Annotated in this window: 23 protein-coding genes; 10 read left to right on the plus strand and 13 right to left on the minus strand. The window is 73.5% G+C overall.

Annotated features, from left to right (window positions below; translation table 11 throughout):
- Positions 1 to 24: 24 nt before the first annotated feature.
- The 5 genes from CFI00_RS01925 to CFI00_RS01945 are packed head-to-tail and all read right to left on the minus strand — an operon-like array spanning position 25 to position 3,563.
- Positions 25 to 435, minus strand: coding sequence for a hypothetical protein (locus CFI00_RS01925; RefSeq protein ID WP_207083622.1), 411 nt, complete (start codon positions 433 to 435; stop codon positions 25 to 27).
- Positions 432 to 1,592: a molybdopterin-dependent oxidoreductase gene (locus CFI00_RS01930; RefSeq protein WP_207083623.1), complete on the minus strand. Its 1,161-nt coding sequence runs from the start codon at positions 1,590 to 1,592 to the stop codon at positions 432 to 434. Before CFI00_RS01930 ends, CFI00_RS01925 begins: the two co-directional genes overlap by 4 nt.
- Positions 1,589 to 2,263 (minus strand): class I SAM-dependent methyltransferase, encoded by a 675-nt coding sequence (locus tag CFI00_RS01935; protein ID WP_207083624.1) that lies wholly within the window; start codon positions 2,261 to 2,263, stop codon positions 1,589 to 1,591. The genes CFI00_RS01930 and CFI00_RS01935 overlap by 4 nt, the downstream gene beginning before the upstream one ends.
- Positions 2,233 to 2,901 (minus strand): DUF2064 domain-containing protein, encoded by a 669-nt coding sequence (locus CFI00_RS01940; RefSeq protein ID WP_242532635.1) that lies wholly within the window; start codon positions 2,899 to 2,901, stop codon positions 2,233 to 2,235. The genes CFI00_RS01935 and CFI00_RS01940 overlap by 31 nt, the downstream gene beginning before the upstream one ends.
- Complete coding sequence (locus CFI00_RS01945; protein WP_207083625.1) at positions 2,898 to 3,563, minus strand: glycosyltransferase family 2 protein; 666 nt, start codon at positions 3,561 to 3,563, stop codon at positions 2,898 to 2,900. The genes CFI00_RS01940 and CFI00_RS01945 overlap by 4 nt, the downstream gene beginning before the upstream one ends.
- A gap of 113 nt (positions 3,564 to 3,676) precedes the next feature.
- Here CFI00_RS01945 and CFI00_RS01950 point away from each other — a divergent pair, with 113 nt between their 5' ends.
- Positions 3,677 to 5,014: a hypothetical protein gene (locus tag CFI00_RS01950; RefSeq protein ID WP_242532636.1), complete on the plus strand. Its 1,338-nt coding sequence runs from the start codon at positions 3,677 to 3,679 to the stop codon at positions 5,012 to 5,014.
- Positions 5,015 to 5,017: 3 nt separating this feature from the next.
- Here the strand turns inward: CFI00_RS01950 and CFI00_RS01955 are convergent, their stop codons facing one another.
- From CFI00_RS01955 to CFI00_RS01975, 5 genes are all read right to left on the minus strand, one after another.
- Positions 5,018 to 6,067 carry an NAD-dependent epimerase/dehydratase family protein gene (locus CFI00_RS01955; protein ID WP_207083626.1) on the minus strand — a complete coding sequence of 350 codons (1,050 nt, stop codon included), beginning with the start codon at positions 6,065 to 6,067 and terminating at the stop codon, positions 5,018 to 5,020.
- A complete protein-coding gene (locus CFI00_RS01960) occupies positions 6,064 to 6,867 on the minus strand; it encodes an S-methyl-5'-thioadenosine phosphorylase (RefSeq protein WP_207083627.1) in 804 nt (267 codons plus the stop codon). The genes CFI00_RS01955 and CFI00_RS01960 overlap by 4 nt, the downstream gene beginning before the upstream one ends.
- 108 nt (positions 6,868 to 6,975) lie before the next feature.
- Positions 6,976 to 8,940, minus strand: coding sequence for an acetate--CoA ligase (acs, locus tag CFI00_RS01965; protein WP_207083628.1), 1,965 nt, complete (start codon positions 8,938 to 8,940; stop codon positions 6,976 to 6,978).
- Positions 8,941 to 9,070: 130 nt separating this feature from the next.
- Entirely contained in the window at positions 9,071 to 9,769 is a 699-nt protein-coding gene (locus CFI00_RS01970) for a zf-HC2 domain-containing protein (RefSeq protein ID WP_207083629.1), read from the minus strand.
- Positions 9,766 to 10,314 carry a sigma-70 family RNA polymerase sigma factor gene (locus CFI00_RS01975; protein WP_242532637.1) on the minus strand — a complete coding sequence of 183 codons (549 nt, stop codon included), beginning with the start codon at positions 10,312 to 10,314 and terminating at the stop codon, positions 9,766 to 9,768. Before CFI00_RS01975 ends, CFI00_RS01970 begins: the two co-directional genes overlap by 4 nt.
- A 182-nt stretch (positions 10,315 to 10,496) precedes the next feature.
- On the opposite strand from CFI00_RS01975, the gene CFI00_RS01980 reads away from it, so the two are divergent.
- The gene (locus tag CFI00_RS01980) at positions 10,497 to 12,719 is read left to right on the plus strand and encodes a hypothetical protein (RefSeq protein ID WP_207083631.1); all 2,223 of its coding nucleotides are present in this window, start codon (positions 10,497 to 10,499) and stop codon (positions 12,717 to 12,719) included.
- Between the two features lie 91 nt (positions 12,720 to 12,810).
- Here the strand turns inward: CFI00_RS01980 and CFI00_RS01985 are convergent, their stop codons facing one another.
- Positions 12,811 to 14,418 (minus strand): cation acetate symporter, encoded by a 1,608-nt coding sequence (locus tag CFI00_RS01985; RefSeq protein ID WP_207083632.1) that lies wholly within the window; start codon positions 14,416 to 14,418, stop codon positions 12,811 to 12,813.
- Between the two features lie 76 nt (positions 14,419 to 14,494).
- Positions 14,495 to 14,863, minus strand: a complete 369-nt coding sequence (locus tag CFI00_RS01990; RefSeq protein WP_207083633.1) for a DUF485 domain-containing protein — start codon at positions 14,861 to 14,863, stop codon at positions 14,495 to 14,497.
- A 171-nt stretch (positions 14,864 to 15,034) separates the two neighbouring features.
- Here CFI00_RS01990 and CFI00_RS01995 point away from each other — a divergent pair, with 171 nt between their 5' ends.
- Positions 15,035 to 15,688, plus strand: coding sequence for a phosphatase PAP2 family protein (locus tag CFI00_RS01995; RefSeq protein ID WP_207083634.1), 654 nt, complete (start codon positions 15,035 to 15,037; stop codon positions 15,686 to 15,688).
- A gap of 15 nt (positions 15,689 to 15,703) precedes the next feature.
- Positions 15,704 to 16,621, plus strand: coding sequence for an NAD(P)-dependent oxidoreductase (locus tag CFI00_RS02000; protein WP_207083635.1), 918 nt, complete (start codon positions 15,704 to 15,706; stop codon positions 16,619 to 16,621).
- A 66-nt stretch (positions 16,622 to 16,687) separates the two neighbouring features.
- On the opposite strand, the gene CFI00_RS02005 is transcribed toward CFI00_RS02000, so the two are convergent.
- Entirely contained in the window at positions 16,688 to 17,125 is a 438-nt protein-coding gene (locus CFI00_RS02005; RefSeq protein ID WP_207083636.1) for a GNAT family N-acetyltransferase, read from the minus strand.
- Between the two features lie 351 nt (positions 17,126 to 17,476).
- On the opposite strand from CFI00_RS02005, the gene CFI00_RS02010 reads away from it, so the two are divergent.
- The 6 genes from CFI00_RS02010 (at position 17,477) to CFI00_RS02035 (ending at position 24,147) form a co-directional block, all read left to right on the plus strand.
- Positions 17,477 to 17,680 carry a cold-shock protein gene (locus tag CFI00_RS02010; RefSeq protein ID WP_207083637.1) on the plus strand — a complete coding sequence of 68 codons (204 nt, stop codon included), beginning with the start codon at positions 17,477 to 17,479 and terminating at the stop codon, positions 17,678 to 17,680.
- Between the two features lie 177 nt (positions 17,681 to 17,857).
- Entirely contained in the window at positions 17,858 to 19,333 is a 1,476-nt protein-coding gene (locus CFI00_RS02015; protein ID WP_207083638.1) for an MFS transporter, read from the plus strand.
- A gap of 11 nt (positions 19,334 to 19,344) precedes the next feature.
- On the plus strand, positions 19,345 to 21,378 hold the full coding sequence (locus CFI00_RS02020; protein WP_207083639.1) for a molybdopterin oxidoreductase family protein: 2,034 nt from the start codon (positions 19,345 to 19,347) through the stop codon (positions 21,376 to 21,378).
- A complete protein-coding gene (locus CFI00_RS02025) occupies positions 21,371 to 22,783 on the plus strand; it encodes an FAD-dependent oxidoreductase (RefSeq protein ID WP_242532638.1) in 1,413 nt (470 codons plus the stop codon). The genes CFI00_RS02020 and CFI00_RS02025 overlap by 8 nt, the downstream gene beginning before the upstream one ends.
- A 264-nt stretch (positions 22,784 to 23,047) precedes the next feature.
- Positions 23,048 to 23,617, plus strand: coding sequence for a hypothetical protein (locus tag CFI00_RS02030; protein WP_207083640.1), 570 nt, complete (start codon positions 23,048 to 23,050; stop codon positions 23,615 to 23,617).
- Positions 23,618 to 23,727: 110 nt separating this feature from the next.
- Positions 23,728 to 24,147 carry a hypothetical protein gene (locus CFI00_RS02035; RefSeq protein WP_207083641.1) on the plus strand — a complete coding sequence of 140 codons (420 nt, stop codon included), beginning with the start codon at positions 23,728 to 23,730 and terminating at the stop codon, positions 24,145 to 24,147.
- Positions 24,148 to 24,172: the final 25 nt, after the last annotated feature.

Here is a 24,172-nt window from a genome sequence, read left to right on the forward strand (position 1 = left end):
CCACGCCCGAGCACGCGCGCCACCTCAGGCCTCCGTCCGGCGGGATCGGACCAGTCCGGCCACGGCGACCGCGGCGAGGGTGAGCAGGGTCAGCGCGAGCCACGTGGCGAGGTAGGGACGGTCGAGCAGCGTCGGGTTGTCGGCCCGGGCGCCGAACCTGCCCACCACCGGCACGGCCATCACCGACACGCCGCCCCACACCACGAGGCCGAATGTGGCAGGCGCGTGCCACGGACGGGGCAGGACGCGACGGCCGAGGATCGAGGCGCCGATGACGACGCCGGCGACCAGCACGTCGTGCACGGCGACACCGGCGGCCAGCCACAGTGCGACCTCCGCGAGCTGGAGGAGGTCCTGCCGTGTCAGCGCCAGCCAGGCGCCGTACGCCCCGACGAGGACGCCGAGGCCGCCGACGGCCCAGCGGACCGCGCTCATGCGCCCACCTCCAGCGAGGCCAGCCACTTGGTCTGCAGCACGCCCGGACGGTTGGGCGCGATCAGCCGGCACGGGTGGCCGTGGTCGAGGGACAGCGGCTCGCCGGCGAGGTCGAGCGCGAGCAGGGTGCGGTCGTCGTCGGCGAAGGCGCCGGGCAGGACCGTGCGACGGAAGGCGCCGCTCTGCTGGAGCGAGGTGACCAGCACGTCGCGTCCACCCGTCGCGCCGGCCGCGGCGAGCACGTCTGAGATGCGTACGCCCGACCACCGGCCCTGCGCGCTCCAGCCCTCCACGCAGGCGATCGGCAGGTCGACGGTGTGCTGCGGCAGCGCGCGGAGGTCGGCGAGCCCGAGGCGGGCGCGTAGGTCCCCGCCGATCACCACCTCGAGCGCCCAGCCGGGGTCGGCCGCAGTGGTGGTGACGCCGGCCGCGGCGGCGGTCTTGTTGATCGGCACGCCGCCGGGGCCCTCCCCGGTGCGCACGGCCAGCACGCTCACGCGGCGCAGCCACGGCACGGTGCCGCCCGCGGTGGCGAGGACCGCGACGCCGGCGGCCGCCCAGGTGGTGCGCAGCAGTGCGCGGCGCGAGACGGGGCCCGGCTCGACGGCGGTCGCCCGGTCGTGGGTGGTGTCGTCGACGTCGGCGCCGAGGGCGGCGCGGATCACCGGGAGCTTGACCGCGATGTGCACCAGCAGGGCACCGATCGCGACCCAGGCGAGGGCGTAGTGGGTGGTGCGGAAGGAGAACTCGCGCCAGGGGTACCACTGCGCGGCGTTGGCCAGCCCGGTCGCGAGCTGGAAGATCGATGCAGCCACGAGGACGGCGATCGACGCGCGCTCGAGCCCGACGGTGACGAGGCGTCGGCCGGCGCGGAGGTCGACGCGCTCGAAGAGGCGGGGGTAGACCACCCACAGCTTCACCAGCAGCAGCGGCACCGCGGCGCAGCCGGTCACGACGTGCAGGCCCTGGGTGGAGCGGTAGCCCCAGGCCGGCGAGGTGGGGAAGCCGATCGCGGGCGAGGGCAGCTGGGCCCAGTGGCTCACCAGGCCGGTGAGGAAGCAGGTGCCGAAGCTGATCCCGAGCCAGACGCCGACGCGTGCCGCGACGGCCGGGCTGCGGAGCCGCGAGGTGAAGTGCTCGGGGTGCGGGACCCTCACGACGGGTCCACGAGCACCGCTGCCCAGCGTCCGCACCCGGCGAGCTCGTGCAGCGAGTGCACCACCAGGCCCGCGGCTACGGCGACGACGGCGACGTCGTCCGCGGCGACCTGCGCCCAGCGGAAGGGCCGGCTGCGTGCGCCGGCGCCCTCGATGACCGTCCACCCCGACGTCGACCCCGTGCCGGGGGCGCTCACCTCGACGACGGCCCGCCCGCCGGGGTGGAGGAGCTCGCGCACCCGGCCGAGCAGCCGGCGCGGCTCGCCGCAGATGCCGACGTTGCCGTCGGCGAGCAGCACGCTGGACCACCGGCCCTCGTCGGGCAGCGGCTCGAACAGGTCGGCGACGACCGCGTCCGCGCCGCGGCGTCGGGTCTGCGCCACGGCCTCGGCGACCAGGTCGACGCCGAGGGCCCGGTGGCCGCGGCGGGCGAGCTCCTGGGTGAGACGGCCGGGGCCGCAGCCGATGTCGAGCGTGGGACCGTGGCACAGGTCGAGCAGCGCGTGGTCGGCGGCGTCGGCCGGTCCGGTCCAGGACGTGACCGGCAGCGGCGTCAGGGTGTCGTCGGACGTGTGGACGACGTGGGTCGGCACCCCGCGGAGCGCGGAGGTGAAGACCTCGGTGAAGGACCGCTCGGCGGTCACGGTGCCACCGTCGTGCGGTCGACCCACGCGCGCAGGGTGCGGGCGAAGTGGGTGTCGGGTGCTAGCCGGGCCACCTCGTGCGCGTCGTCGATCGTGTCGACGTCGCGGAGCCGGGCGGTCGCCCCCACGGTGTGGCCGGCCGCGAGGAGCGCGGCCCGGGTGTCGTCGTGCGTGGCGGCGGTGGACATCACGACCGTCGCCAGCGGGGCCGCGACGCGCGGGTCGCGGCGGGCCAGCACCCACCAGCCGCCGTCGGGCGCGGCCCCCAGGCAGGCGTCGTACGCCTCGAGGTCGCGGGCCGCGCCGAGCAGCAGGTCGGGCGTCAGGTGCGGGGTGTCCATGCCGACCTGGACGACCGGGCCGTGGCCGGCGTCCTCGTGCGCGGCGACGAGCCGCTCGGCGAAGGTGCGGCCGCGCTGGGGGGTGATCGTCCAGCCGCGGACTGCGTCGGCCAGCTCGGCGCCGCGTGCCCCGTCGGTGAGCTCGCCGGCCAGGGCCAGGTGGCCGCGCGCGCCCGGCGTCGCCTCGACGGCGGCGACCGTGTCGAGCAGCGCCGCGGCGGCGAGGTCGGCGGCGACGTCGTTGCCGGTGTGGGCGGCGAGCCGGGTCTTGGCGCGTCCGGCGACGGGCGCCTTGGCCATCACCAGGACGGTGAGGGTGCTCACGACAGCACCCGCCAGAAGTCGCGGGCCGTGCGCACGGTGCCGGTCACGGAGCCGGAGACCTTGGAGCGGGTGCCCTCGGCGCGGGGGTGGTAGTCGACGTCGTGCTCGGTGATCCGCCAGCCCGCGCGGGTCACGGCCTGGAGCAGCTCGACGGGGTAGCCGAAGCGGCGGTCCCGCAGGTCGAGGTCGAGCAGCGCCTGGCGCCGGCACACCCGCATCGGCGCGATGTCGTGGGCGTCCATCCCGATCGAGCGGCGCAGCCACGTCGCGATCAGGGCGTTGCCCAGCCGGGCGTGCCACGGCCACACGCCGCGACCGGTGGGACGTCGCCGGCCGACGGACATGTCGGCGCGGCCCTCGCGCACGTCGGCGAGCAGGCGTCGCAGGTCGGTCGGGTCGAAGGAGCCGTCACCGTCCATGACCGCGACGTAGTCGTGGGTCGCGGCGAGCATCCCGGCGTGGACGGCGGAGCCGTAGCCCGGCGTCGGCTCCACGACGACCCGCGCACCGAGGCCGGCGGCCACCTCCGCGGTGCCGTCGCGCGAGCCGTTGTCGACGACCACGACGGAGAACTCGGCCGGCACGCGGGCGAGCAGGGCGGCCAGCGCGGGGGCCTCGTCGCGGCACGGCAGCACCAGGTCGCAGACGGTGTCGTGGGTCATGTCGTCGAACGTAGCCAGCCGGGCGCAGCCCGTGCTCACCCTTCGGCTTACGAAACTGTGACGTCGCGCCGCGGCCCGGGGGTCCCGCGCACGCGGCCCCTAGGCTCGGCGGCATGACCGAGGGGGGCACGTCCGCACGCGTCGGCAGACGCGCCGCGATCGGCCTGTCCGTGGCGGCGCTGGTGCTGCTGGCGTCGTTCGTCGTCCCGCCGCTGACCGGCTGGGACGTCGATGCGCGCAGCGACATGCTGGGCGTGCCGCCGACCCACGGCTTCTGGCAGGCCAAGGTCGGCATCGGCACGCTGCCGGCGCTGCTCGTCGCCGGCCTCGGGGTGTGGCGCGCCGAGGCCTGGGCGCTGGCCTGGTCGTGGCGCCGCCTGCTGCTGACGGCGTACGTCGTCGCGCTGGTGTGGCTGGTCTCGCTCGCCCTCGTCGACGGCTCCGCCGGGTTGACGCGGGTGATGACCAACGACACGGAGTACCTCGTCACGGCGCGCACGGTGTCCGACGTCCCGGCCCTGCTGGCGGGCTACGTCGAGCGGATCCCGCAGGCCCACCCGGACAACTGGCCGATCCACGTCGCCGGCCACCCGCCCGGCGCGCTGCTGTTCTTCGTGGGACTCGTCGCGGTCGGTCTCGGCAGCGACCTGGCGGCCGCGCTCGTGGTCTGCGCGGTGGCGGCCAGCATCCCGGTGGCGACCCTGCTGGCGCTGCGCGCGCTCGGCGCGGACCGGGGGGCGCGACTCGCCGCGCCCTTCCTGGTGCTGACCCCGGCGGCGGTGTTCCTGGCGGTGTCGGCGGACGCGGTCTTCGCCGCCCTCGGCGCCTGGGGGCTGGCCGCGCTGGCCGTGTCCGCGACGTCGACCTCGCGCGCGCGCCTCGTCGGCTGGGGCGTCGTGGCGGGGCTGCTGCTGGGCTGGTGCGTGATGAGCTCCTACGGCCTGCCGCTGCTCGGCCTGCCTGCCCTGGCGGTGCTGTTCCTCGCCCGCTCGTGGTGGCCGCTGCCGGTCGCGGCGGGTGCCGCGCTGGTCGTGGTGCTGGGCTTCGCCGTCCTCGGCTTCGCGTGGTGGGAGGCCTACCCGGTGCTCGTCGACCGCTACTGGGACGGCATCGCCGCGACCCGCCCCGCGGCGTACTGGATGTGGGGGAACCTCGGGGCACTGCTCGTGTCGGGCGGCCCCCTGCTCGGCGCCGGCCTGGCGGTAGCGGCGCGCCGCCACGAGGGCGAGGCGCGCACGCTCGCGGTGCTGGCGCTCGCCGGTGCGGCCGCGGTCGCGGCGGCGGACCTGAGCCGGATGTCGAAGGCCGAGGTCGAGCGGATCTGGCTGCCGTTCGTGCCGTGGCTGACCCTGTCGCTGGCGCTGCTGCCCGGCGGCTGGCGGCGCTGGGGGCTGGGGCTGCAGGTGCTCACCGCGCTGGCGGTGCAGCACCTGCTCTACACGACCTGGTGATGCCTAGGTGCGCAGCGGCGCGGTGGCGAAGTCGGCGAGCCCGGTGTGCGGGTCGACCGAGGCGGTGAAGCCCAGCTCCGCAGTGGCGAGCTCGGGCGAGGCCACCACGTGGCGTACGTCGCCCACGCGGAAGCCGCCGGTCACCTGCGGGGCGATGTCGCGCCCCGTGCCCTCGGCGACGCGGGTCGCGACGTCGAGGATGGTCACGGGCGTGCCGGAGCAGACGTTGTAGGCGGCGTAGCGCGGCACCGACTTGGCGACGACCTGCTCGAGGGCGGCGACGTTGGCGCGGGCCACGTCGTCGACGTGGACGAAGTCGCGCACCTGCCCGCCGTCCTCGAAGACCTGCGGACGCTCACCCCGCTCGAGGGAGGAGCGGAACATCGCGGCGACGCCCGAGTATGGGGTGTCGCGCGGCATGCCCGGGCCGTAGACGTTGTGGTAGCGCAGGGCCACCGCCCCGGCGCCCGCCTGCCGCACCCACGACGAGGCGTAGTGCTCCTGCGCGAGCTTGCTCGCGGCATAGCTGCTGCGCGGGTCGAGGCGGGCGTCCTCGGGCACCAGCGACCATGCGAGCGGCTCGGCGCAGACGGGGCAGTGGTTGTCGAAGTCGCCGCTCTCCAGCGCCGCGAGGTCACGCGGCGGCGGCTGCTGGTCGCCGTGGCGCGGACAGGTGTAGCGCCCCTCGCCGTAGACCACCATCGACGACGCCAGCACCAGCCGGTCGACGCCGGCGTCGTGCATCGCCGCCAGCAGCGCGGCGGTGCCGAGGTCGTTGTGGGAGGCGTACGCCGGCAGGTCGCCGACGCGGACGCCTGCTCCGACCAGCGCGGCCTGGTGGCAGACGGCGTCGACTCCGCGCAGCAGCCCGGTCCACTCCGGAGACCCGGCCTCGCGCACGTCGAGCTGGTGGACGCCCTCGGGCGGGGTGGTGCTGCCGTGCGCGCTGTCGAGCATCAGGTCGACCCCGACGACCTCGTGCCCGTCAGCAGCCAGCGCACGGCCGATCGCGCCGCCGATGAAGCCGGCGGCGCCGGTGAGCAGGACCCTCATGCGCCCGGCACCTCGTAGGTCAGGTCCACGCCGTCCGCCCACGTCGAGCAGGTGCAGCCCTCCGGGTCGGGCAGCGCCTCGATGGCCGCGGTGAGCAGGCCGGTCAGCCGCTCGAGGTTCTGGCGGAAGAGCGCGAAGACCTGCTCCTGGCCGACCCCGTCGCCCGACTCGGCGCCGGCGTCCATGTCCGTGACCAGCGCGAGCGAGGCGTAGCACTGGCCCATCTCGCGGGCGAGCGCCGCCTCCGGCGCCCCGGTCATGTTGATCAGGTCCCAGCCCTGGTCGGCGTAGTGGCGCGACTCGGCGCGGGTGGAGAAGCGCGGCCCCTCGACGACGACCATGGTGCCGCCGGCCCGCACGTCCGCGTCGGCGCCGGCCAGCGCTGCGGAGACGCCCGGGCAGTAGGGGTCGGCGAACGGCAGGTGCACCGCGCCGGACTCGACGAACGACCCGACGCGGCGGTGGGTGCGGTCGACGAGCTGGTCGGGGACGACGAGGTCGCCCGGCGCGACCGTGTCGCGGAGCCCGCCGACGGCGCACGGCGCCAGCACCTGGCGTACGCCCAGGGAGCGCAGCGCCCACGCGTTCGCGCGGTAGGGGATGGCGTGCGGCGGGTGGTCGTGGTGGCGACCGTGGCGGGGGAGGAAGGCGACCCGACGACCGGCCACCTCGGCGATCCCGACCGGCGCGGACGGCTCGCCGTACGGCGTCCGGACCACGTGCTCGGTCGGGTCGGGGAGGAAGGAGTAGAAGCCGGAGCCACCGATCACGGCGACGTCGGCGCGGGGGGAGTCGGTCACCCGGTTCACCCTAGTGAGCGGCCCTGAACCGGGATATCTAGGGACGAAATGGTGGGTCCGGAGGCCGGATCGCCCACCAGATCGTCCCTAGATATCCCGGGACGCAGGTCAGTCGTCGGAGGCCGAGGACCCTTCCTTCGACTTGATCAGGTCCATGACCGTCGAGTCGGCCAGGGTCGTCACGTCGCCGACCTCGCGGTGCTCGGCGACGTCCTTGAGCAGGCGCCGCATGATCTTGCCGGAGCGCGTCTTGGGCAGCTCGGGCACGACCATGATCTGGCGCGGCTTGGCGATCGCGCCGATCTCCTTCTGCACGTGCTTGCGCAGCTCCTCGACGATGTCGGGACCGCCGTCGCCGGCGGACTCGCGCAGGATGACGAAGGCGCACACGGCCTGACCGGTGGTCTCGTCCGCCGCGCCCACGACGGCCGCCTCGGCGACCTTGGGGTGCGACACGAGCGCCGACTCGATCTCGGTGGTGGACAGGCGGTGGCCCGACACGTTCATCACGTCGTCGACGCGGCCGAGCAGCCAGATGTCGCCGTCGTCGTCGAGCTTGGCGCCGTCCCCGGCGAAGTAGAGCCCCTCCCAGCGTGACCAGTAGGTGTCCTTGAAGCGCTGGTCGTCGCCCCACAGGGTGCGCAGCATCGCGGGCCACGGCTCGCGGATCACGAGGTAGCCGCCGTTGCCGTTGCCGACGGACTCCGCCTCGTCGTTGACCACGTCGACGGAGATGCCCGGCAGCGCCTTCATCGCCGAGCCGGGCTTGCCGGCGGTCACGCCGGGGAGCGGGCTGATCATCATCTGACCGGTCTCGGTCTGCCACCAGGTGTCGACGATCGGGCAGCGCTCGCCGCCGATGACCTCGCGGTACCAGATGTAGGCCTCGGGGTTGATCGACTCACCGACCGAGCCGAGCAGCCGCAGCGAGGTGAGGTCGTAGCCGTCGGGGATCTCGCGGCCCTGCTTCATGAAGGTCCGGATCGCGGTGGGCGCGGTGTAGAAGATGGTGACCTTGAGGTCCTGGATGATCTGCCACCAGCGGCCCTTCTCGGGCGTGCCCTCGTACATCACCTGCGTCGCGCCGTTGGCCAGCGGGCCGTAGACCATGTAGCTGTGGCCGGTCACCCAGCCCACGTCGGCAGTGCACCAGTAGACGTCGTCGTCCTTGAGGTCGAAGACCGCCCAGTGGGTGTACGACGTGCCGGTGAGGTAGCCGCCGGTGGTGTGCAGGATGCCCTTCGGTTTGCCGGTCGTGCCGGAGGTGTACATGACGTAGAGCGGGTGCTCGGAGTCGTGCATCTCGGGCTCGTGCTCGGCCGAGGCGCCGTCGACGGCGTCGTGCCACCACACGTCGCGCTCGTCGTTCCAGGCGACGTCCTGGCCCGTACGGCGTACGACGAGCACGTGGCGCACCAGGTCGCCGGTCTTCTCGACGGCCTCGTCGACGGCCGGCTTGAGGGCGCTGGCCGCACCGCGGCGGTAGCCACCGTCGGAGGTGATCACGACGTGCGCCTCGCAGTCGGTGATGCGCGAGGCGAGGGCGTCGGCGGAGAACCCGCCGAACACGACGGTGTGCGGGGCGCCGAGGCGGGCGCAGGCGAGCATCGCGACGACGACCTCGGGGATCATCGGCATGTAGATGGCGACGCGGTCGCCCTTCTTCACACCGAGCTCGGTCAGTGCGTTGGCGGCCCGGGAGACGTCGTCCTTGAGCTGGGAGTAGGTGATGTCGCGGGTGTCGGCCACCCCGTCGTGGACCGGCTCGCCGACCCAGTGGATCGCGACCTTGTCGCCGTTGCCGGCATCCACGTGTCGGTCCACGCAGTTGACCGAGGCGTTGAGGGTGCCGCCGACGAACCACTTCGCGAAGGGCGGGTTCGACCAGTCGAGGACCTGGTCCCACTTCTGGCCCCAGTCGAGCCGCTCGGCGGCATCGGCCCAGAAGGCCTCGCGGTCCGAGTCGGCACGGGCGTACGCCTCGTCCTTGACGTTGGCGTCGGCGGCCAGGGCGGCCGGGGGCTCGAACCGCCGGTCCTCGCGGGACAGGTTGGAGAGGGTCTCACTGCTCATCTGCGATCTCCCGGTGTGCGTGATTGTCGTCACGTGAACCTACTGCGCGCGGGCGGGTCGTCGACAGGTCCGGTCCCGCGGAGCGCGACGGGCGGTCAGGGGCGTGCGGTGGACGGGCGGGGGGACCCGCTCAGAGGTCCGAGGAGAGCACCGTGGTGCCCGTCTCGTCCGTCACCAGCACCTGGGTGACGTCCTCACGCAGGGCCGCCGACTGGAGGAAGCAGGTCATCCGCGACGAGCCGACACCCAGGAACTCGCCGGCCGGCACCAGCGTGCCGTCCTCGGTGCGGAACGAGGCGCGGAAGGTCTCGCCCTCGGTGAAGCCGGCCGCGACGATCCGCAGCTCGACGCCCCAGGTGTGGGCCACCAGGTCGGCGCTCTCGATGCTCACGGGGTCGTCCTGCACCACGCGCATCGAGATGGCCTCGGTCGGCACCGCGGCGGGCTCGGGTGCGGTCGCCCGACCGACGGCACCGCCGACCCCGAGCGCCACGACCACGGCTGCGGCCGCCGCGAGGAGGCGGGTCCGTCGCGGCCGGAGGCGGACGACCTCCTCGGCCTCCTGTGCCGCGGTGCGCTCGCGGGACACGGCCTGCCAGATGTCGTCGCCGAGGCCGGGCGGGGGTGCGGGCACGTCGCCGAACGCGTCGGCGTCCACCGCGTCGAGCCGTCGCGCGAGGGGGAGCAGCTCGTCGAGGTCGGCGCGGCACGCGCGGCACCCGTCCAGGTGCGCGCGCACCCGGGCGACCTGGTCGTCGGGCAGGTGGCCGAGGGCGTAGGAGCCCAGCAGCTCCCGCAGCTCGCGGTGACCCTCCTCGGAGACGCTCACAGGCTCACTCCCATCTCATCCATGGCGGCCCGCAGGGCTCGCATCGCGTAGAAGACCCGGCTGCGCAGGGTGCCGACGGGGATGGCCATCTCCGTCGCCACCTCGTCGTAGGGACGTCCGCGCAGGTGGGTCTGCACGAGCGCCTCCCGGTGGTGCGGGGCGAGCCGGCGCAGGCCCTCCTCGACCAGCCAGCCGTCGAGCAGGGCGTCGGCCCGGTCGCTGGTCGAGCCCGCGGCCGCCTCCACCGTGGGCGGCTCGGCGAGCTGGCTGTGCCACGGGCGGACCGCAGCGGCGCGCACGTGGTCGATCATCGTGTTGCGGGCGATGCCGTAGAGCCAGACCCGCAGCGAGGCCACCTCCGGGTCGTAGCGCTCGGAGTGGCGCCACGCCTTCACGAACGTCTCCTGGGTGACGTCCTGGGCGGCCATCGGGTCCCCGAGCCCCCGCAGGACGAAGCGGTAGACCTCCGCGCCGTGCAACCGGTAGGCCGCCGTCACACCGTCCTCGTCCGCCAGGGACGGGACCGCTCCGTCGGGGTCGCTCACGCCATCCAGTCTGCCGGTCACACCCGTGTGTACGGCGCCGGGTGGGGCCACGTTCATCCCGGCACCCGGTGAACGCGACCGGGCTCGGAGCCGTATCCACCGATGTCGACCCGCACGAGCGGGGCCGACCAGAGGCGGAGCACGACACGTCCGCCGGACGACGACCAGAAGGGCAGACAGCGATGTCAGCACTGAGGACAACCACGGCGCGAGCGACCACGGGAGTGGCCGCCACCGCGCTCGCACTCGCGGCCTTCGCGGTGGCCCCGGCCAGCGCGGCCGGGACCGCGAACGCATCGACCACGACCACCACGCAGGCGCAGGCGGCGAAGGCCGCCCAGGCCCAGCGGGTCTTCAGGGTGCGCACCGAGAAGCAGCTGCGCACGGCCGTGCGCAAGGCCAACAAGAGCAAGGGCAAGGACCGCATCGTCCTGCTGCGCTCCATCAGGTTCAGCACGGGCAAGGGCGCGAACGGCGGCGCCGGGCGCGGCGACCTCGACGTCCGCGGCAGCCTGGTCGTGATGGGTCGTGGCAAGACGATCAACGCCCGCGGCGTCGACCGCGTCTTCGACGTGCGCGACGACAGCCGCCTGGTCGTCAAGCGGCTCCACCTGCGCAACGGCGCACCGGCAGAGACCGAGAGCGGCGGGCTGGTCCGCAGCCTCGGCGAGGTCGAGATCAGGAAGTCCCACCTGCTGGGCTCCACCGTCACCGGTGCCAGCGCCTCGGGCGGCGCCGTGATGAACGACGGCGGCATGCTCCGCATCGTCGACAGCCGCGTGCGCGGCAACGAGGCCGAGCGCGCCGGCGGCGGCATCGAGGCGGTCGGCGGCACCACCGTCGTCGTACGCAGTCGCCTGACCGGCAACGCGACCGGGGCCGTCCCCGGCAACGGTGGCGCGGTGCACCTCACCGGCACCGGCGACGTACGCGTCAAGGCGAGCCTGGTGGCCAACAACTCGGCGAGCGCCGAGGGCGGCGGCCTGTGGAACTCCGCCACGGGACGTTTCACCGTCGAGCGCACCACGGTGCGCGACAACGAGGCGGCCGGCGCCGCCGCCGACCAGGGCGGTGGTGGCCTCTACAACGACGGCGGCACCCTGACGGTGAGCGGCAGCACGATCTCCGGCAACGCCGCGACCGGCGCTGCCGGCTCGGGCGGCGGCGTGCTGAACAACCTCGGCACGCTGGCGATCGCGAACACCGAGGTCCTCTCCAACACCGCGCCCCGCGCGGGTGGCGGCATCGAGGCCAACGCCGGTACGACGACGCTGACCGGCTCGACGCTGCAGTCCAACAGCACCGGCGCGGGTCCCGGCAACGGTGGCGGCCTGCACCTCACCGGCGCCGGAACGGTCGTCGTCGACACCACGCAGGTGCTCGACAACACGGCCGTCGAGGGCGGCGGGCTGTGGAACGCCGCGACCGGCAGGCTGACGGTCACCCGCTCCACGATCTCGCGCAACGTCGCCTCCGGTGCCGCTGCCGACCAGGGCGGCGGTGGCGTCTACTCCGACGGCACCACGTCGATCACCGGCACCACGATCAGCGCCAACAAGGCCACCGGTGCGGCCGGCTCGGGTGGTGGCGTGCTCAACAACCTCGGCACCCTGTCCGTCGACGGCAGCACCGTGTCCGCCAACACCGCGAACCGTGCCGGTGGCGGCATCGAGGCCAACGTCGGCACCACGACCGTCGCCCGCACCCTGCTCCAGGCCAACGACGCCGGCACCGCGCCCGGCAACGGCGGCGGACTGCACCTCACCGGTGCCGGCAACGTCACCGTCTCGCAGAGCAAGGTCTACGAGAACACGGCCGTCGAGGGTGGCGGCCTGTGGGGCTCCGCGACCGGGACCATGACCGTCAGCGACACCCATCTGCGCGGGAACACCGCCAGCGGTGCCGCGGCCGACCAGGGCGGCGGTGCGATCTACAACGACGGCGGCGAGCTGGTCGTCACCGGCTCGATGGTCGAGGCCAACAAGGCGACCGGGGCTGCCGGCTCCGGCGGCGGCGTGCTGTCGCTCAACGGATCGCTGGACATGGCGTGGACCAACCTCAACGGCAACACCGCGCCCCGTGCCGGTGGAGCCGTCGAGGTCAACGGCGGGTCGGCCGACCTGTCCAACGTCAACGCCGCCGACAACTCCACCGGTCCCGCGCCCGGCAACGGTGGTGCCCTGCACGTCACGGGCGCCGGCACGGTGACCTGGGCAGTCGGCTCGGTGACGGGCAACAGCGCCGCCAACGAGGGCGGCGGCCTGTGGAACTCCGCCACCGGCACGTTCACGGCCACCGGCATCACCTTCGGCGACAACACCGCGCCCGAGGGCCCCGACGCCTACAACGACGGTGGCCTGATGAGCGTCAACGGCGCCCTCATCCTGCCGGGCACCGGGATCTGACCACTCGCACCACCCGTACGACGACAACGCCGACGCCCCGGGGACCGATGGTCCCCGGGGCGTCAGTGCGCGTGCGGCGCGGTGGTGCGGGTCAGTGGTGCGTCGCGCCCTCCGCGCCTGCGCCGGTCAGGGCGCGGACCTCGAGCTCGGTGAAGCGCTCCTCCGCGGACGGCTCCCGGCTGGTGATCGTGCCGATGTAGCCGAGCAGGAAGCCCAGCGGGATCGAGACGATGCCCGGGTTGTTGAGCGGGAAGATCGCGAAGTCCGCGTCGGGGAACATCGAGGTCGGCAGGCTCGACATGACGGGCGAGAGCAGCACCAGGCCGACGGCGGAGATCAGGCCGCCGTAGATGCTCCACGTTGCGCCACGGGTGTTGAAGCGGCGCCAGAACATGTTGTAGATGATCGCCGGCAGGTTCGCCGACGCCGCCACCGCGAAGGCCAGGGCCACGAGGAAGGCGATGTTGAGCCGCTGCGCCGGGATGGACAGCACGATGGCGATGGCGCCGATCGCGAAGGCGGCGATGCGGGCGACCCGCACCTCGTCCTTCTCGCTGACCTCCTGGTCCTTCTTCAGCACGCCCTTGTAGAGGTCGTGCGCCACCGACGACGAGCTCGCCAGGGTCAGGCCGGCCACGACGGCGAGGATCGTCGCGAAGGCGACCGCTGCGATGAGGGCCAGCAGGACCGCGCCACCGGTGGAGCCGGCGCCACCGCCGACCGCCTCGGCGAGGAGCGGGGAGGCCAGGTTCTGGTTGCCGCCCACGGCCGGGTCGACGGCCTCGCGGTCCAGCAGCGCCGCGGCACCGAAGCCGAGCACCAGCGTCATCAGGTAGAACGCGCCGATCAGGCCGATCGCCCACAGCACCGACTTCCGGGCGTCACGGGCGGTCGGGACGGTGTAGAAGCGGATCAGGATGTGCGGCAGGCCGGCGGTGCCGAGCACCAGGGCCAGGCCCAGGGACAGGAAGTCGATCTGCGACGTCAGCGTGCTGCCGTACTGCAGGCCGGGCTGGAGGAACGCGTCACCCTTGCCGGAGTTCTCGGCAGCGGCGCCGAGCAGCGAGGAGAGGTTGAAGTTGAACTCCGCGAGCACGAGCAGCACGATCAGCGCGGAGCCGATCATCAGCAGCACGGCCTTGGTGATCTGGACGTAGGTCGTGCCCTTCATGCCGCCGACGACGACGTAGAAGATCATCAGGATGCCGACACCGACGATGGTGATGTTCTTGATCGCCTCGCTGTCCACGCCGAGGAGCAGCGCGACGAGCGTGCCGGCGCCGACCATCTGGGCCAGCAGGTAGAAGATCGAGACGACCACGGTCGAGACCGAGGCCGCGGTGCGGACCTTGCGCTGGTTCATCCGGAAGGCGAGCTGGTCGGCCATCGTGTAGCGACCGGCGTTGCGGAGCATCTCGGCCACCAGCAGCAGGGCGACGAGCCACGCGACGAGGAAGCCGATGGAGTAGAGGAAGCCGTCGTAGCCGTAGACCGCGATGGCGCCCGAGATGCCGAGGAACGACGCGGCCGACATGTAGTCGCCGCCGATCGCCAGGCCGTTCTGGAAGCCGGAGAAGGACCGGCCGCCGGAGTAGAAGTCGGTGGCCGTCTTGGTCTGGCGGCTGGCCCAGAAGGTGATGCCGACCGTCAGCGCGACGACCGACAGGAACAGGAACGTGGTCAGGAACTGGTCACTCATGCGCGTACTCGCTTCGCTCCGTGCGCGCATGAGGCACATGTCGCACTGTGTTGGATGATTCGCTCGCTTCGCTCGCTCATGCCTGGCCCCGCTTCCCGGTGGTGCCGGCCTGGTCGCGGTAGGCCTGCTCGAGGTTGCGCGCCAACGGGTCGAGCTTGGCGTTGGAGTAGCGGCTGTACATGTAGGCCAGCCCGAAGGTCGTGACGAACTGCAGGAGCCCGAAGACCAGGGCCACGTTGATGTTGCCCACGACCTGGACGGCCATGAGGTCGCCGGCCCAGTTCGACATGGCGACGTAGAGCAGGTACCAGGCGAGGAAGGCCACGGTGGCCGGGATGACGAAGCCGCGGTAGCGCTTCCTCAGCTCGGTGAACTCACTGGATTCGTGGAGCCGGTCGTAGACCGGATCATGGCGCGCTGCCTGGTCGGGTGCCTCGGTGGTCACGGGGGTTCCTCTCACGCTGTGGCTGGTGGCCACGTCGTGTGACCGCGATCACCGTGGCAGCCGTCACATCCGTGTGGCAGTGGTGCGGACCGGACGGTCTGTCGATGGCTGCCGCCGCGCGGCGAGCGGCGGGTGGGGTACGACGAGCGGTCGGGGTGCGAGGCTTCGCCGGTGACCGACACCGACGCCCGCCGCGACGGCGTACGCGTCCTCGCCTCCGCCTGGGCTCTGCTGACCCTCACCGTCCTCGCGGTGGGCTGGCTGCTCACCGGGCCCCTGGAGTCGGTGGTGGACCCCTGGGACGACAGCGTCGCGGTGGGGATCGAGGAGCGCCGCACGCCCACCCTCGACGTCGTCGCCGCCGTCGGCAGCCACGTCGCCGACACGGTGGTGGGGATCGGCCTGGCCGTCGTGATCGCGCTGGTCGCCTGGCGCTGGCAGGGGTCGCGCCGCCCGCTCGTCTACTACGGGGTGCTCGTCGTCGGCGCCCTCGCGCTCTACCTCGTGGCCACGTGGGTCATCACCCGCGACCGCCCGCCGGTGGAGATCCTCGACCCGGGCCTCGTGCCCGACCACAGCTTCCCGTCGGGCCACGTCGTCACCTCGGTCGTGGTCTACGTCGCCCTCGCCGTCCACCTCACCCGCACCGTCGCCGGCGCGAGCCGCTGGGTGTGGCCGTTGTACGCCGTCCCGCTGGTCGTCGCCGCGAGCCGGCTCTACCAGGGCGCCCACCACCCCACCGACGTGCTGACCAGCCTGGCCCTCGCCCCGCTGTGGGTCGCCGTCGTCGCGCACGTCGTGCTGCCGAGGCGCGTTTCCGCGTAGTGACAAGGTGGGTCCATGAGCTCTCGCACAACTGACCCCGTCGTCGTCGTGACCGGTGCCAACGGCCTGGTCGGCAGCCACGTGGTGGCCGCTCTGGCCGAGCGGGGCGCCATCGTGCGCGCCGTCGTACGCCGGGTCGGCACCGCGCCGGTCGCTCGGGGCGTCGAGGAGCACGTCGGCGACTTCGCAGACCCGGCCTTCGCCGACTCCGTGGTCGCGGGCACGGACGCGCTCGTCACCACGGTCCACCCGCTCGGCTCGGGCGCCGAGGACCAGCGCCGCGTCGGTCTCGACGGCACGCTCGTGATCGCCGACGCCGCGGTCGCCGCCGCCGTGCCCCTGCTGGTGCACGTCTCGACGGCCGGTGTCTACGACCGCAGCCCCGGGGTCGGGGACATCGACGAGGACGGGGCGCTGGTGCCGGACGGCTCGTCGGCGTACGGCGTGGTGAAGCGCGACACCGACGCCGCCCTCGAGCGGCTGGCCGGCATCACCCGCGTGCTGCTGCGCCCGCCCGCGATCCTCGGTCCGGGCGGGTCGTCGGTGTGGAACACGGTCCGTCCGCGCGACATCGCGGCCGACCCGGCCGAGCAGCACGCCGTCGCCGACGCGACCTTCGCCTGGGTGCACGTGGACGACCTGGCGGCCCTCACCGCCGACCTCGCCACGGGCGCCATCCCCGCCGGGTCCGACCCGACGACCGGGCCGGTGGCCGGCGGCTGCACCCCGGTCAACGTGGCCGGCGGACCGGCGACGCAGCGCGACTACCTCGGCGCCGTGGCCTCCGCCCTCGGCCTCGAGCCGACCTGGGACGACGCCCCCGCCTGGACCGGGCAGATCCGTGCTGACCGGGCGCGGGGCTGGGGCTGGTCGCCGCGGGTGTCCCTCGAGGACGCGCTCGCCGAGCTGCGGTCGGGGTTGCGGGAGTCCTGAGTCCGGCTCGCCGACCGCCCCGGCCCGCCGGCGCCTCGGCGCCTCCGCCCCGCCGCCCCCGGTGGACTACCCGAGCTCGTCAGCCACTTCCCGGTGGACTACCCGGACCATCCACCGGTCCGGATCCGGAAGCGGCGTGAACCCGTGGGCCGCATAGACCGTGTGGGCGTCGTACGTCGACAGCAGGGTGCGCCGGACCCCGAGGTCGTCGAGCTGCTCGGCGACCGCAGCGACCAGCCGCCCGCCGAGGCCGCGGCCGCGGTGGTCGCGGTCGACGTACACGTCGCACAGCCAGGCGAAGTTGGCGTGGTCGGTGACCACGCGCGCGTACGCCACCTGGGTGCCGTCGGCGAACGCGCCGAAGTTCAACGAGTGGGCTGCGGCGCGCTCGACGTTGTCGCGGGTGCGGCCGAGCGCCCAGTAGGCGTCGGTGCTGAGCCAGCGGTGGACGAGGTCGAGGTCCATCGCGTCGAGGCCGGCGCGGATCTCGTAGCCGTCGGTCATGAGGCGATCCTGACACCATCCCTACCCCGGCCCCCGGAGTCCCGGTGGACTACCCGGAGGTACGCCGCAGCGGGTGCGGTCGCCGCAACGTGTCGCGGGGGAGACCTCGCCCATCGGCAGCAGGTCGTGCGCAACCATCACGACGGTCACCGCGCCCACGAAACCCGGGTTCGGGGTCCGATGGCGTACGCTGGTGGTTGTTGAAGGGACGATCCCCGGATCGTCCTGGCCGCTCACGATGTGCGGCTCGTGTTCTTACTCCTGGTTTTCGGTTCGCTGGACTCCATCAGGTGGATGTCTTCAGCAGGTCGCCGGCACACAGCCCGCGAACGAAAACAAAGGAAACACATCATGGCTCAGGGCACCGTCAAGTGGTTCAACGCTGACAAGGGCTTCGGCTTCATCGCTCAGGACGGCGGCGGCGAGGACGTGTTCGTCCACTTCTCCGCGATCCAGTCCAACGGCTACAAGTCGCTCGAGGACAACCAGAAGGTCGAGTTCGACCTCGCCCAGGGCCCCAAGGGTCCCCAGGCCGAGAACGTCCGCATCGCCTGACCTCTCCTCGAAGAGCCCCGTCCGCCTCGTGCGGACGGGGCTCTTCCTGCGTCCGAGGCAGGTCGTACGGGTGGCGCGCCGTGGGGCGGTGCGGTCCGTGAGGCCGTGAGGAGAACGTGACGGTCCTGCCACCGCCGGGCCCACGCGCACGTCACAGTCGCCGACCACGCTGCTGCCATGAGCACGCAGACCCCCACCCGCCGTAGCCGCCGCTGGATCGACGACTGGCGTCCCGAGGATCCCGAGTTCTGGGAGGGAGGAGGCCGCCGCGTCGCCCGGCGCAACCTGGTCTGGTCGATCTTCGCCGAGCACCTCGGCTTCTCGGTGTGGCTGATCTGGAGCGTGAGCTCGGCCTTCCTGGTGGCGACCGGTTTCGACTACACGCCGCAGCAGCTCTTCCTGCTGGTGGCGCTGCCCAACCTCGTCGGCTCGATGCTGCGCCTGCCCTACACCTTCGCGGTGCCGAAGTTCGGTGGCCGCAACTGGACGATGGCGAGCGCGGCGCTGCTCCTCATCCCCACGCTCGGCTTCGCGTACGCCGTGCAGCGCCCGGACACGCCGTACTGGGTGTTCTGCCTCATCGCCGCCACCGCCGGCCTCGGCGGCGGCAACTTCGCCAGCTCCATGGCCAACATCAACTTCTTCTACCCCGCGGCCAAGAAGGGCGCGGCGCTGGGCCTCAACGCCGCGGGCGGCAACGTCGGCGTCGCACTGATCCAACTCTTCCTGCCCGTCATCGTCGGTGGTGCCGGGATCTTCGGCCTGGTCAAGGCCTCCGAGGGCGGGATCGACCTGCAGCGCGCGGCCTGGGTCTACGCCGGCCTCGCGGTCGTCGCGACGCTCGCGGCGTACTTCTTCATGGACAACCTGAGCACCGCGAAGTCCTCGCCCCGCGAGCAGATGCAGGTCGTGCGGAAGCGGCAGACGTGGATCATGGCGTTCCTCTACATCGGCACCTTCGGCTCGTTCATCGGCTACTCCGCCGCCATGCCGCTGCTCATCAAGCTGAACTTCTGGGTGCCGGAGCCGGCGCCGCTGGGGACCGGCATCTACTTCGCCTACTTCGCGTTCCTCGGGGCCCTGGTCGGCTCGGCGACCCGCCCGTTCGGCGGCTGGCTGGCCGACCGCCTCGGCGGTGCGAAGGTGACGCTGGGCGCGTTCGCCGCGATGGTCGTCTTCACCCTCGCGGTGCTCTGGACGCTCATGCAGCTCACCCCCAACCCGACCGCCGACCCGGCGATCGCGTCGGCCAACCAGTCGTGGTTCCCGTGGTTCCTGGGCTTCTTCCTCTGCGTCTTCGCCGCGACCGGCATCGGCAACGGGTCGACGTACAAGATGATCCCGGCGATCTGGCGCACCGAGGCCGAGCGCGCCACGCCGGCCGGCACCCCCGAGCGCACCGCCGCGCTGCTGGCCGGCACCAAGCAGGCCTCCGCCGCGATCGGCGTGATCGGCGCGGTGGGCGCCATCGGCGGCTTCCTGATCCCGATGGCCTTCAGCGCTCCGTGGGTGGCCGACCCGATGTCCGCCACCAAGGGCGCCTTCCTGGTCTTCACCGTCTTCTACGTCGTCTGCGGCGCGGTGACCTGGGCGGTCTACCTGCGCCGTCCCGCCGAGGTCCGCTCCCACAGCCTGGCCGGCGCCGGGATCTGAGCGGCGACCCGATGGCGACCGACACCCACTGCCCCTACTGCTCCCTGCAGTGCGGGATGCGGCTCACCGGCCGGCGTGTGCCGGAGGTGTCGGCCTGGGAGGAGTTCACCGTCAACGCCGGCGCGCTGTGCCGCAAGGGCTGGGCCGCGGCCGGGTTGTACGGCGGTCGCGAGCGGCTCACCTCGCCGCTCGTGCGCGACCGGGCGACGGGGGAGTGGGCGGCGGTGACGTGGGACGACGCGCTCGACCGGGTCGCTGCCGGGATCCGCGCCGCGCAGGCGGCGAAGGGCCCGGACGGGGTCGCGGTCTTCGGGGGCGGCGGGCTCACCAACGAGAAGGCGTACGCCCTCGGCAAGCTCGCCCGCGTCGCGCTCGGCACCTCGCAGATCGACTACAACGGCCGCTGGTGCATGAGCTCGGCCGCCTCGGCCGGGATCCGCGCCTTCGGCCTCGACCGCGGCCTGCCCTTCCCGCTCGCCGACGTCGAGGAGACCGACGTGCTGGTGCTCGTCGGGTCCAACCTCGCCGAGACCATGCCGCCGGCCGCGCGCCACCTCGACCGGCTGCGCGCCCGCGGCGGTCGCGTCGTCGTCATCGACCCGAGGCGTACGCCGACCGCGGACCGCGCCGACCTCGTCCTGCAGCCGGTGCCCGGCACGGACCTCGCGCTCGCCCTCGGCCTGCTGCACCTGCTCGTCGCCGCCGGTGCGGTGGACGAGGACTACCTCGCCGCCCGCACGACCGGCTGGGCGCAGGTGAAGGAGTCGGTCGCGCCGTGGTGGCCCGAGCGCGTCGAGCGGGTGACCGGCATCGAGGCCGCCGAGGTGCGGGAGCTGGCGGCGATGCTGGCCGGCTCGCCGCGCGTCATGGTGCTCACCGCGCGCGGCGCCGAGCAGCACTCCACCGGCTCCGACACCGTGCTGGCGTGGATCAACGTGGCGCTGGCCCTCGGCATGGTCGGCAAGCGCGGCGGCGGCTACGGCTGCCTCACCGGGCAGGGCAACGGCCAGGGCGGGCGCGAGCACGGGCAGAAGGCTGACCAGCTGCCCGGCTACCGCCGCATCGACGACCCCGCGGCCCGCGCCCACGTCGCCGGCGTGTGGGGCGTCGACCCCGACTCGCTGCCCGGCCCCGGCCGGTCGGCGTACGAGCTCCTCGACGCCTGCGGCACCGACGACGGTCCCGCCGCGATGCTGGTCCTCGGCTCCAACATCGTCGTCAGCGCGCCCAACGCCACCCAGGTCACCGCGCGGCTGGAGGCGCTCGACCTGCTGGTGGTGTGCGACGTGGTCATGTCGGAGACCGCCGCGATCGCGGACGTGGTGCTGCCGGTGACGCAGTGGGCCGAGGAGACCGGCACCATGACGAACCTCGAGGGCCGGGTGGTGCTGCGGCAGAAGGCGATCACCCCGCCGTCCGGCGTGCGGTCGGACCTCGAGGTCATCGCCGCGATCGCGGAGCGGCTGGGGTCCACGGCCACCTTCGCGACCGACCCGGAGGAGGTCTTCGCCGAGCTCGGCCGGGCGTCTGCGGGCGGGCCGGCGGACTACTCGTCGATCACCTACGACCGGATCCGCGCCGAGGGTGGCGTCTTCTGGGGTGGCGAGCGGCTCTTCGCCTCGTCGTTCAACCACCCCGACGGCCGGGCGCGGATGCTCAGCGTCGAGCACCGGGGCGCGGCCGAGGTCCCGGACGACGACTACCCGGTCCACCTGACCACCGGGCGGGTGCTCGCGCAGTACCAGTCCGGCGCGCAGACCCGCCGGGTCCGCGACCTCCCCGACGACGGTCCGTTCGTCGAGCTGCACCCGCTGCTCGCCGGCCGGCTCGGCCTCGCCACGGGCGAGGCCGTGCAGGTCTCGACGCGCCGCGGCACGATGACCGCGCCCGCGCGGGTGGTCACCACGATCCGCCCCGACACGGTCTTCGTGCCCTTCCACTGGGTCGGCGCCAACCGGCTGACCAACGACGCGCTCGACCCGGCCTCGCGGATGCCGGAGTTCAAGGTGTGCGCCGCGCGGCTCGCGGCGGTGGGTCGTGGCTGAGCGGGTCGTCGTGGTCGGCGGTGGCATGGCCGCCGTCCGGCTGGCCGAGCAGCTCGTCGGCGCCGACGTCCGCCTCACGGTGCTCGCCGACGAGCCGCACGCGCCCTACAACCGGATCCTGCTCTCCGCGGTCCTCGAGGGCACGCACTCCGCCGACGCGCTGACGCTCCGCTCGCCGGAGTGGTTCGCGGCGCAGGGCTTCGATCTGCGGCTCGACGCGCGGGTGCTCGAGCTCGACCGCGACGACCGCGAGGTGGTGCTGGTCGACGGGGAACGCATCGCCTACGACCGGCTCGTCCTGGCCTGCGGATCGATCCCGACCCTCCCGCCGATCCGCGGCCTGGTGCGGCGCGACGGCACGCTGCACCCGAAGGTGCACCCCTTCCGCAGCCTGGCCGACTGCCGCCGCCTCGAGCATTCGGTGGTTGAGGTGCGAGCGCAGCGAGCCTCGAAACCATCGCGGGCGGTCGTCGTCGGCGGCGGCCTCCTCGGCCTCCAGGTCGCCCGGGCCCTGTCCGTGCGCGGCGTGCTCACCGAGGTCGTCGAGGGTGCCGACCACCTGCTCGCCGGGCAGGTCGGGCCGGCGGCGGGCGGGGTGCTCGCCCGCGACCTGCGCCGTCTCGGGACCGAGGTCTACACCGGCGCCCGCGCGGTCCGGATGACCGACGACGGCGTGCAGCTCGACAACGGCGCGCTGCTCCCGACCGACCTCGTGGTCCTCACCGCTGGCGGCCGGCCGTCGACCGCGCTGGCGCGCCGTGCCGGGCTGATGGTGGGCCGCGGGATCGTCGTCGACAGCACGCTCACGAGCGTCACCGACGACCGCGTCCACGCCATCGGCGACTGCGCGGAGCACCGCCGGCGTACGACCGGGTTCGTCCCGCCCGCCTGGGAGCAGGCCGAGGTGCTGGCCCGCGTCCTGCGCGGGGAGGAGGCGGCGTACGACGGCCGGCGCAGCGTCGCTCGGCTGCGCGCCACCGGGCTCGAGGTCGCCGTGCTGGGTGACCCGCGGGCCGCCGAGGGCGAGGTCGTCGAGGTGACGAACCCGATCGCCGGCTCGCACCGGCGACTCGTGGTCCACGGCGGTCGCATCGTCGCGGCCGCGCTGGTCGGCGACCTGTCGCGCGTCGGGCTGATCACCCAGCTCTACGACCGGGGCACCATCCTCGGACCCGACGAGCCCGGCCAGCTGCTGCTGCCCGAGGCCGCCGACGCCCCCACCCCGCTGCCCGACGAGGCCGAGGTCTGCGCCTGCGCCGGCGTCAGTGCGGGGGAGATCCGGGCCTGCGGAACCGTCGCGGAGTGCGTCGACCGGACCCGTGCGACCACCGGCTGCGGTGGGTGCGCGGACGTCGTACGCCGTCTCGTGGGCGAGGTCGGGCCGGTGCGGGTCCCGGTGGGGTGAGGGCCGGGGTCGCCGATCCCTCGGGATCCCCGGTCACCCGGGGACCCCGACGACAGTGCGGTCGTCGTGGTGCGGGATCCACACCACAGCGACCGCACAAGCACGGCCCCTGCGCGCGGCGGACGTCGTACGCGGTCTCGTCGGCGAGGCCCGCACCCTGGTCGCACGCAAGAGGCGTGACCCCTGCCGACCACTGGGACCTTCGGCCCTGTCGGTCCCCTGCTGCGCGCTGATTATCTGGCGTCACGAGGGGGAGGGCAGCCAGTGGACTCATGGGTCGATCTCTACTGGCTGCCCCTCGGCGCGGGCGGTTGGTTCGTCCGCACCAACGGACGCGTCTACGAGCGCTGCTCGGCGGGGCGCAACCACCGTGCACCCCTCGACCTCTTCCACTCCGGCCTGATGGTGCACGCCGATGGCGCCACCTACGCGGTCGAGATGGGGCCCGTGTGGAACGTGGCCGACCGCGACCGTGGCGTGCTCTGCGAGGGCCCCGTCGGGTCCGCCCGGCTCGGCCGCTTCCGCGCGTTCCGCTACGAGCTGCGCTGCTGGGCGGGCGGTCGCATCCCCGACGTCGCCGAGGCGGTCGACAGCCCCGTCCGCACGACGGAGGAGCTGGCCCGGGTGAGGCGTGTCCTGGAGCTCCTCGCCCTCGTGCCGCCGCTCGTCTGGGGCCGCGACGAGCTGGCGCTCGGCGAGATGTGGAACTCGAACTCCGCGGTCGCGTGGGTGTTGGCGCGCTCGGGCCACGACATGGAGGCGATCCGACCGCCCGCCGGTGGCCGCGCCCCGGGATGGGATGCGGGCCTGGAGCTGGCGAGGCGCCAGGGCTGACGAACTGTACGAGAACTGTGCGGGTCCACGCGGTGGTCGGCGCCCGGGCCCGGCGGGTGGACTGGTGGGACCGAGACCCGACGGGGGTCCGTGACGAAAGGGTCAGCACCATGAGAACCACCTTGCGCCGCCTCGGCGTCGTGTCAGCCGCAGCAGCAGCGGCGGTCGCCGTGACCGCGACCAGCGCCAGCGCGCACCACTGCTACGTGCCGATGTACTCCCTCAGCGCCCCGGCGTCGAGCAACTGGTTCGTCCTCTCGGCCGAGACGGGGGCCGACCTGATCTTCGGCTACCAGGCCGCGTGCGACGAGGCCGCCGACGCGGGCTACGACGCCCTGCGCGCCGAGCGCATGCCGGTCGGGATCAAGATCTTCGAGAAGATGACGATCGGCGATCCCAAGGGCACCGAGCGGATCCCGACGCCGAACGGCGCGGACGGCAAGGGGCTGGAGTACTTCGGTGCCGGCTCGACGCTGGCCGACGAGATGGTCGAGACCTGGATCGCCGGGGCGGACGCGCACGACTGCTGAGGTGACCGCGGCTGGCGGGGTGCGT

Origin of the sequence: Nocardioides sp. S5 (assembly GCF_017310035.1) — a bacterium.
Lineage (GTDB): Bacteria > Actinomycetota > Actinomycetes > Propionibacteriales > Nocardioidaceae > Nocardioides.

What these genes read in the sequence shown, in the direction of transcription:
- CFI00_RS01925 (WP_207083622.1), bottom strand. Translation starts at nt 435, where the DNA reads ATGAGCGCGGTCCGCTGGGCCGTCGGCGGCCTCGGCGTCCTCGTCGGG.
- CFI00_RS01945 (WP_207083625.1), bottom strand. Translation starts at nt 3,563, where the DNA reads ATGACCCACGACACCGTCTGCGACCTGGTGCTGCCGTGCCGCGACGAG.
- CFI00_RS01950 (WP_242532636.1), top strand. Translation starts at nt 3,677, where the DNA reads ATGACCGAGGGGGGCACGTCCGCACGCGTCGGCAGACGCGCCGCGATC.
- CFI00_RS01955 (WP_207083626.1), bottom strand. Translation starts at nt 6,067, where the DNA reads ATGAGGGTCCTGCTCACCGGCGCCGCCGGCTTCATCGGCGGCGCGATC.
- acs (WP_207083628.1), bottom strand. Translation starts at nt 8,940, where the DNA reads ATGAGCAGTGAGACCCTCTCCAACCTGTCCCGCGAGGACCGGCGGTTC.
- CFI00_RS01980 (WP_207083631.1), top strand. Translation starts at nt 10,497, where the DNA reads ATGTCAGCACTGAGGACAACCACGGCGCGAGCGACCACGGGAGTGGCC.
- CFI00_RS01985 (WP_207083632.1), bottom strand. Translation starts at nt 14,418, where the DNA reads ATGAGTGACCAGTTCCTGACCACGTTCCTGTTCCTGTCGGTCGTCGCG.
- CFI00_RS02000 (WP_207083635.1), top strand. Translation starts at nt 15,704, where the DNA reads ATGAGCTCTCGCACAACTGACCCCGTCGTCGTCGTGACCGGTGCCAAC.
- CFI00_RS02005 (WP_207083636.1), bottom strand. Translation starts at nt 17,125, where the DNA reads ATGACCGACGGCTACGAGATCCGCGCCGGCCTCGACGCGATGGACCTC.
- CFI00_RS02010 (WP_207083637.1), top strand. Translation starts at nt 17,477, where the DNA reads ATGGCTCAGGGCACCGTCAAGTGGTTCAACGCTGACAAGGGCTTCGGC.
- CFI00_RS02015 (WP_207083638.1), top strand. Translation starts at nt 17,858, where the DNA reads ATGAGCACGCAGACCCCCACCCGCCGTAGCCGCCGCTGGATCGACGAC.
- CFI00_RS02020 (WP_207083639.1), top strand. Translation starts at nt 19,345, where the DNA reads ATGGCGACCGACACCCACTGCCCCTACTGCTCCCTGCAGTGCGGGATG.
- CFI00_RS02035 (WP_207083641.1), top strand. Translation starts at nt 23,728, where the DNA reads ATGAGAACCACCTTGCGCCGCCTCGGCGTCGTGTCAGCCGCAGCAGCA.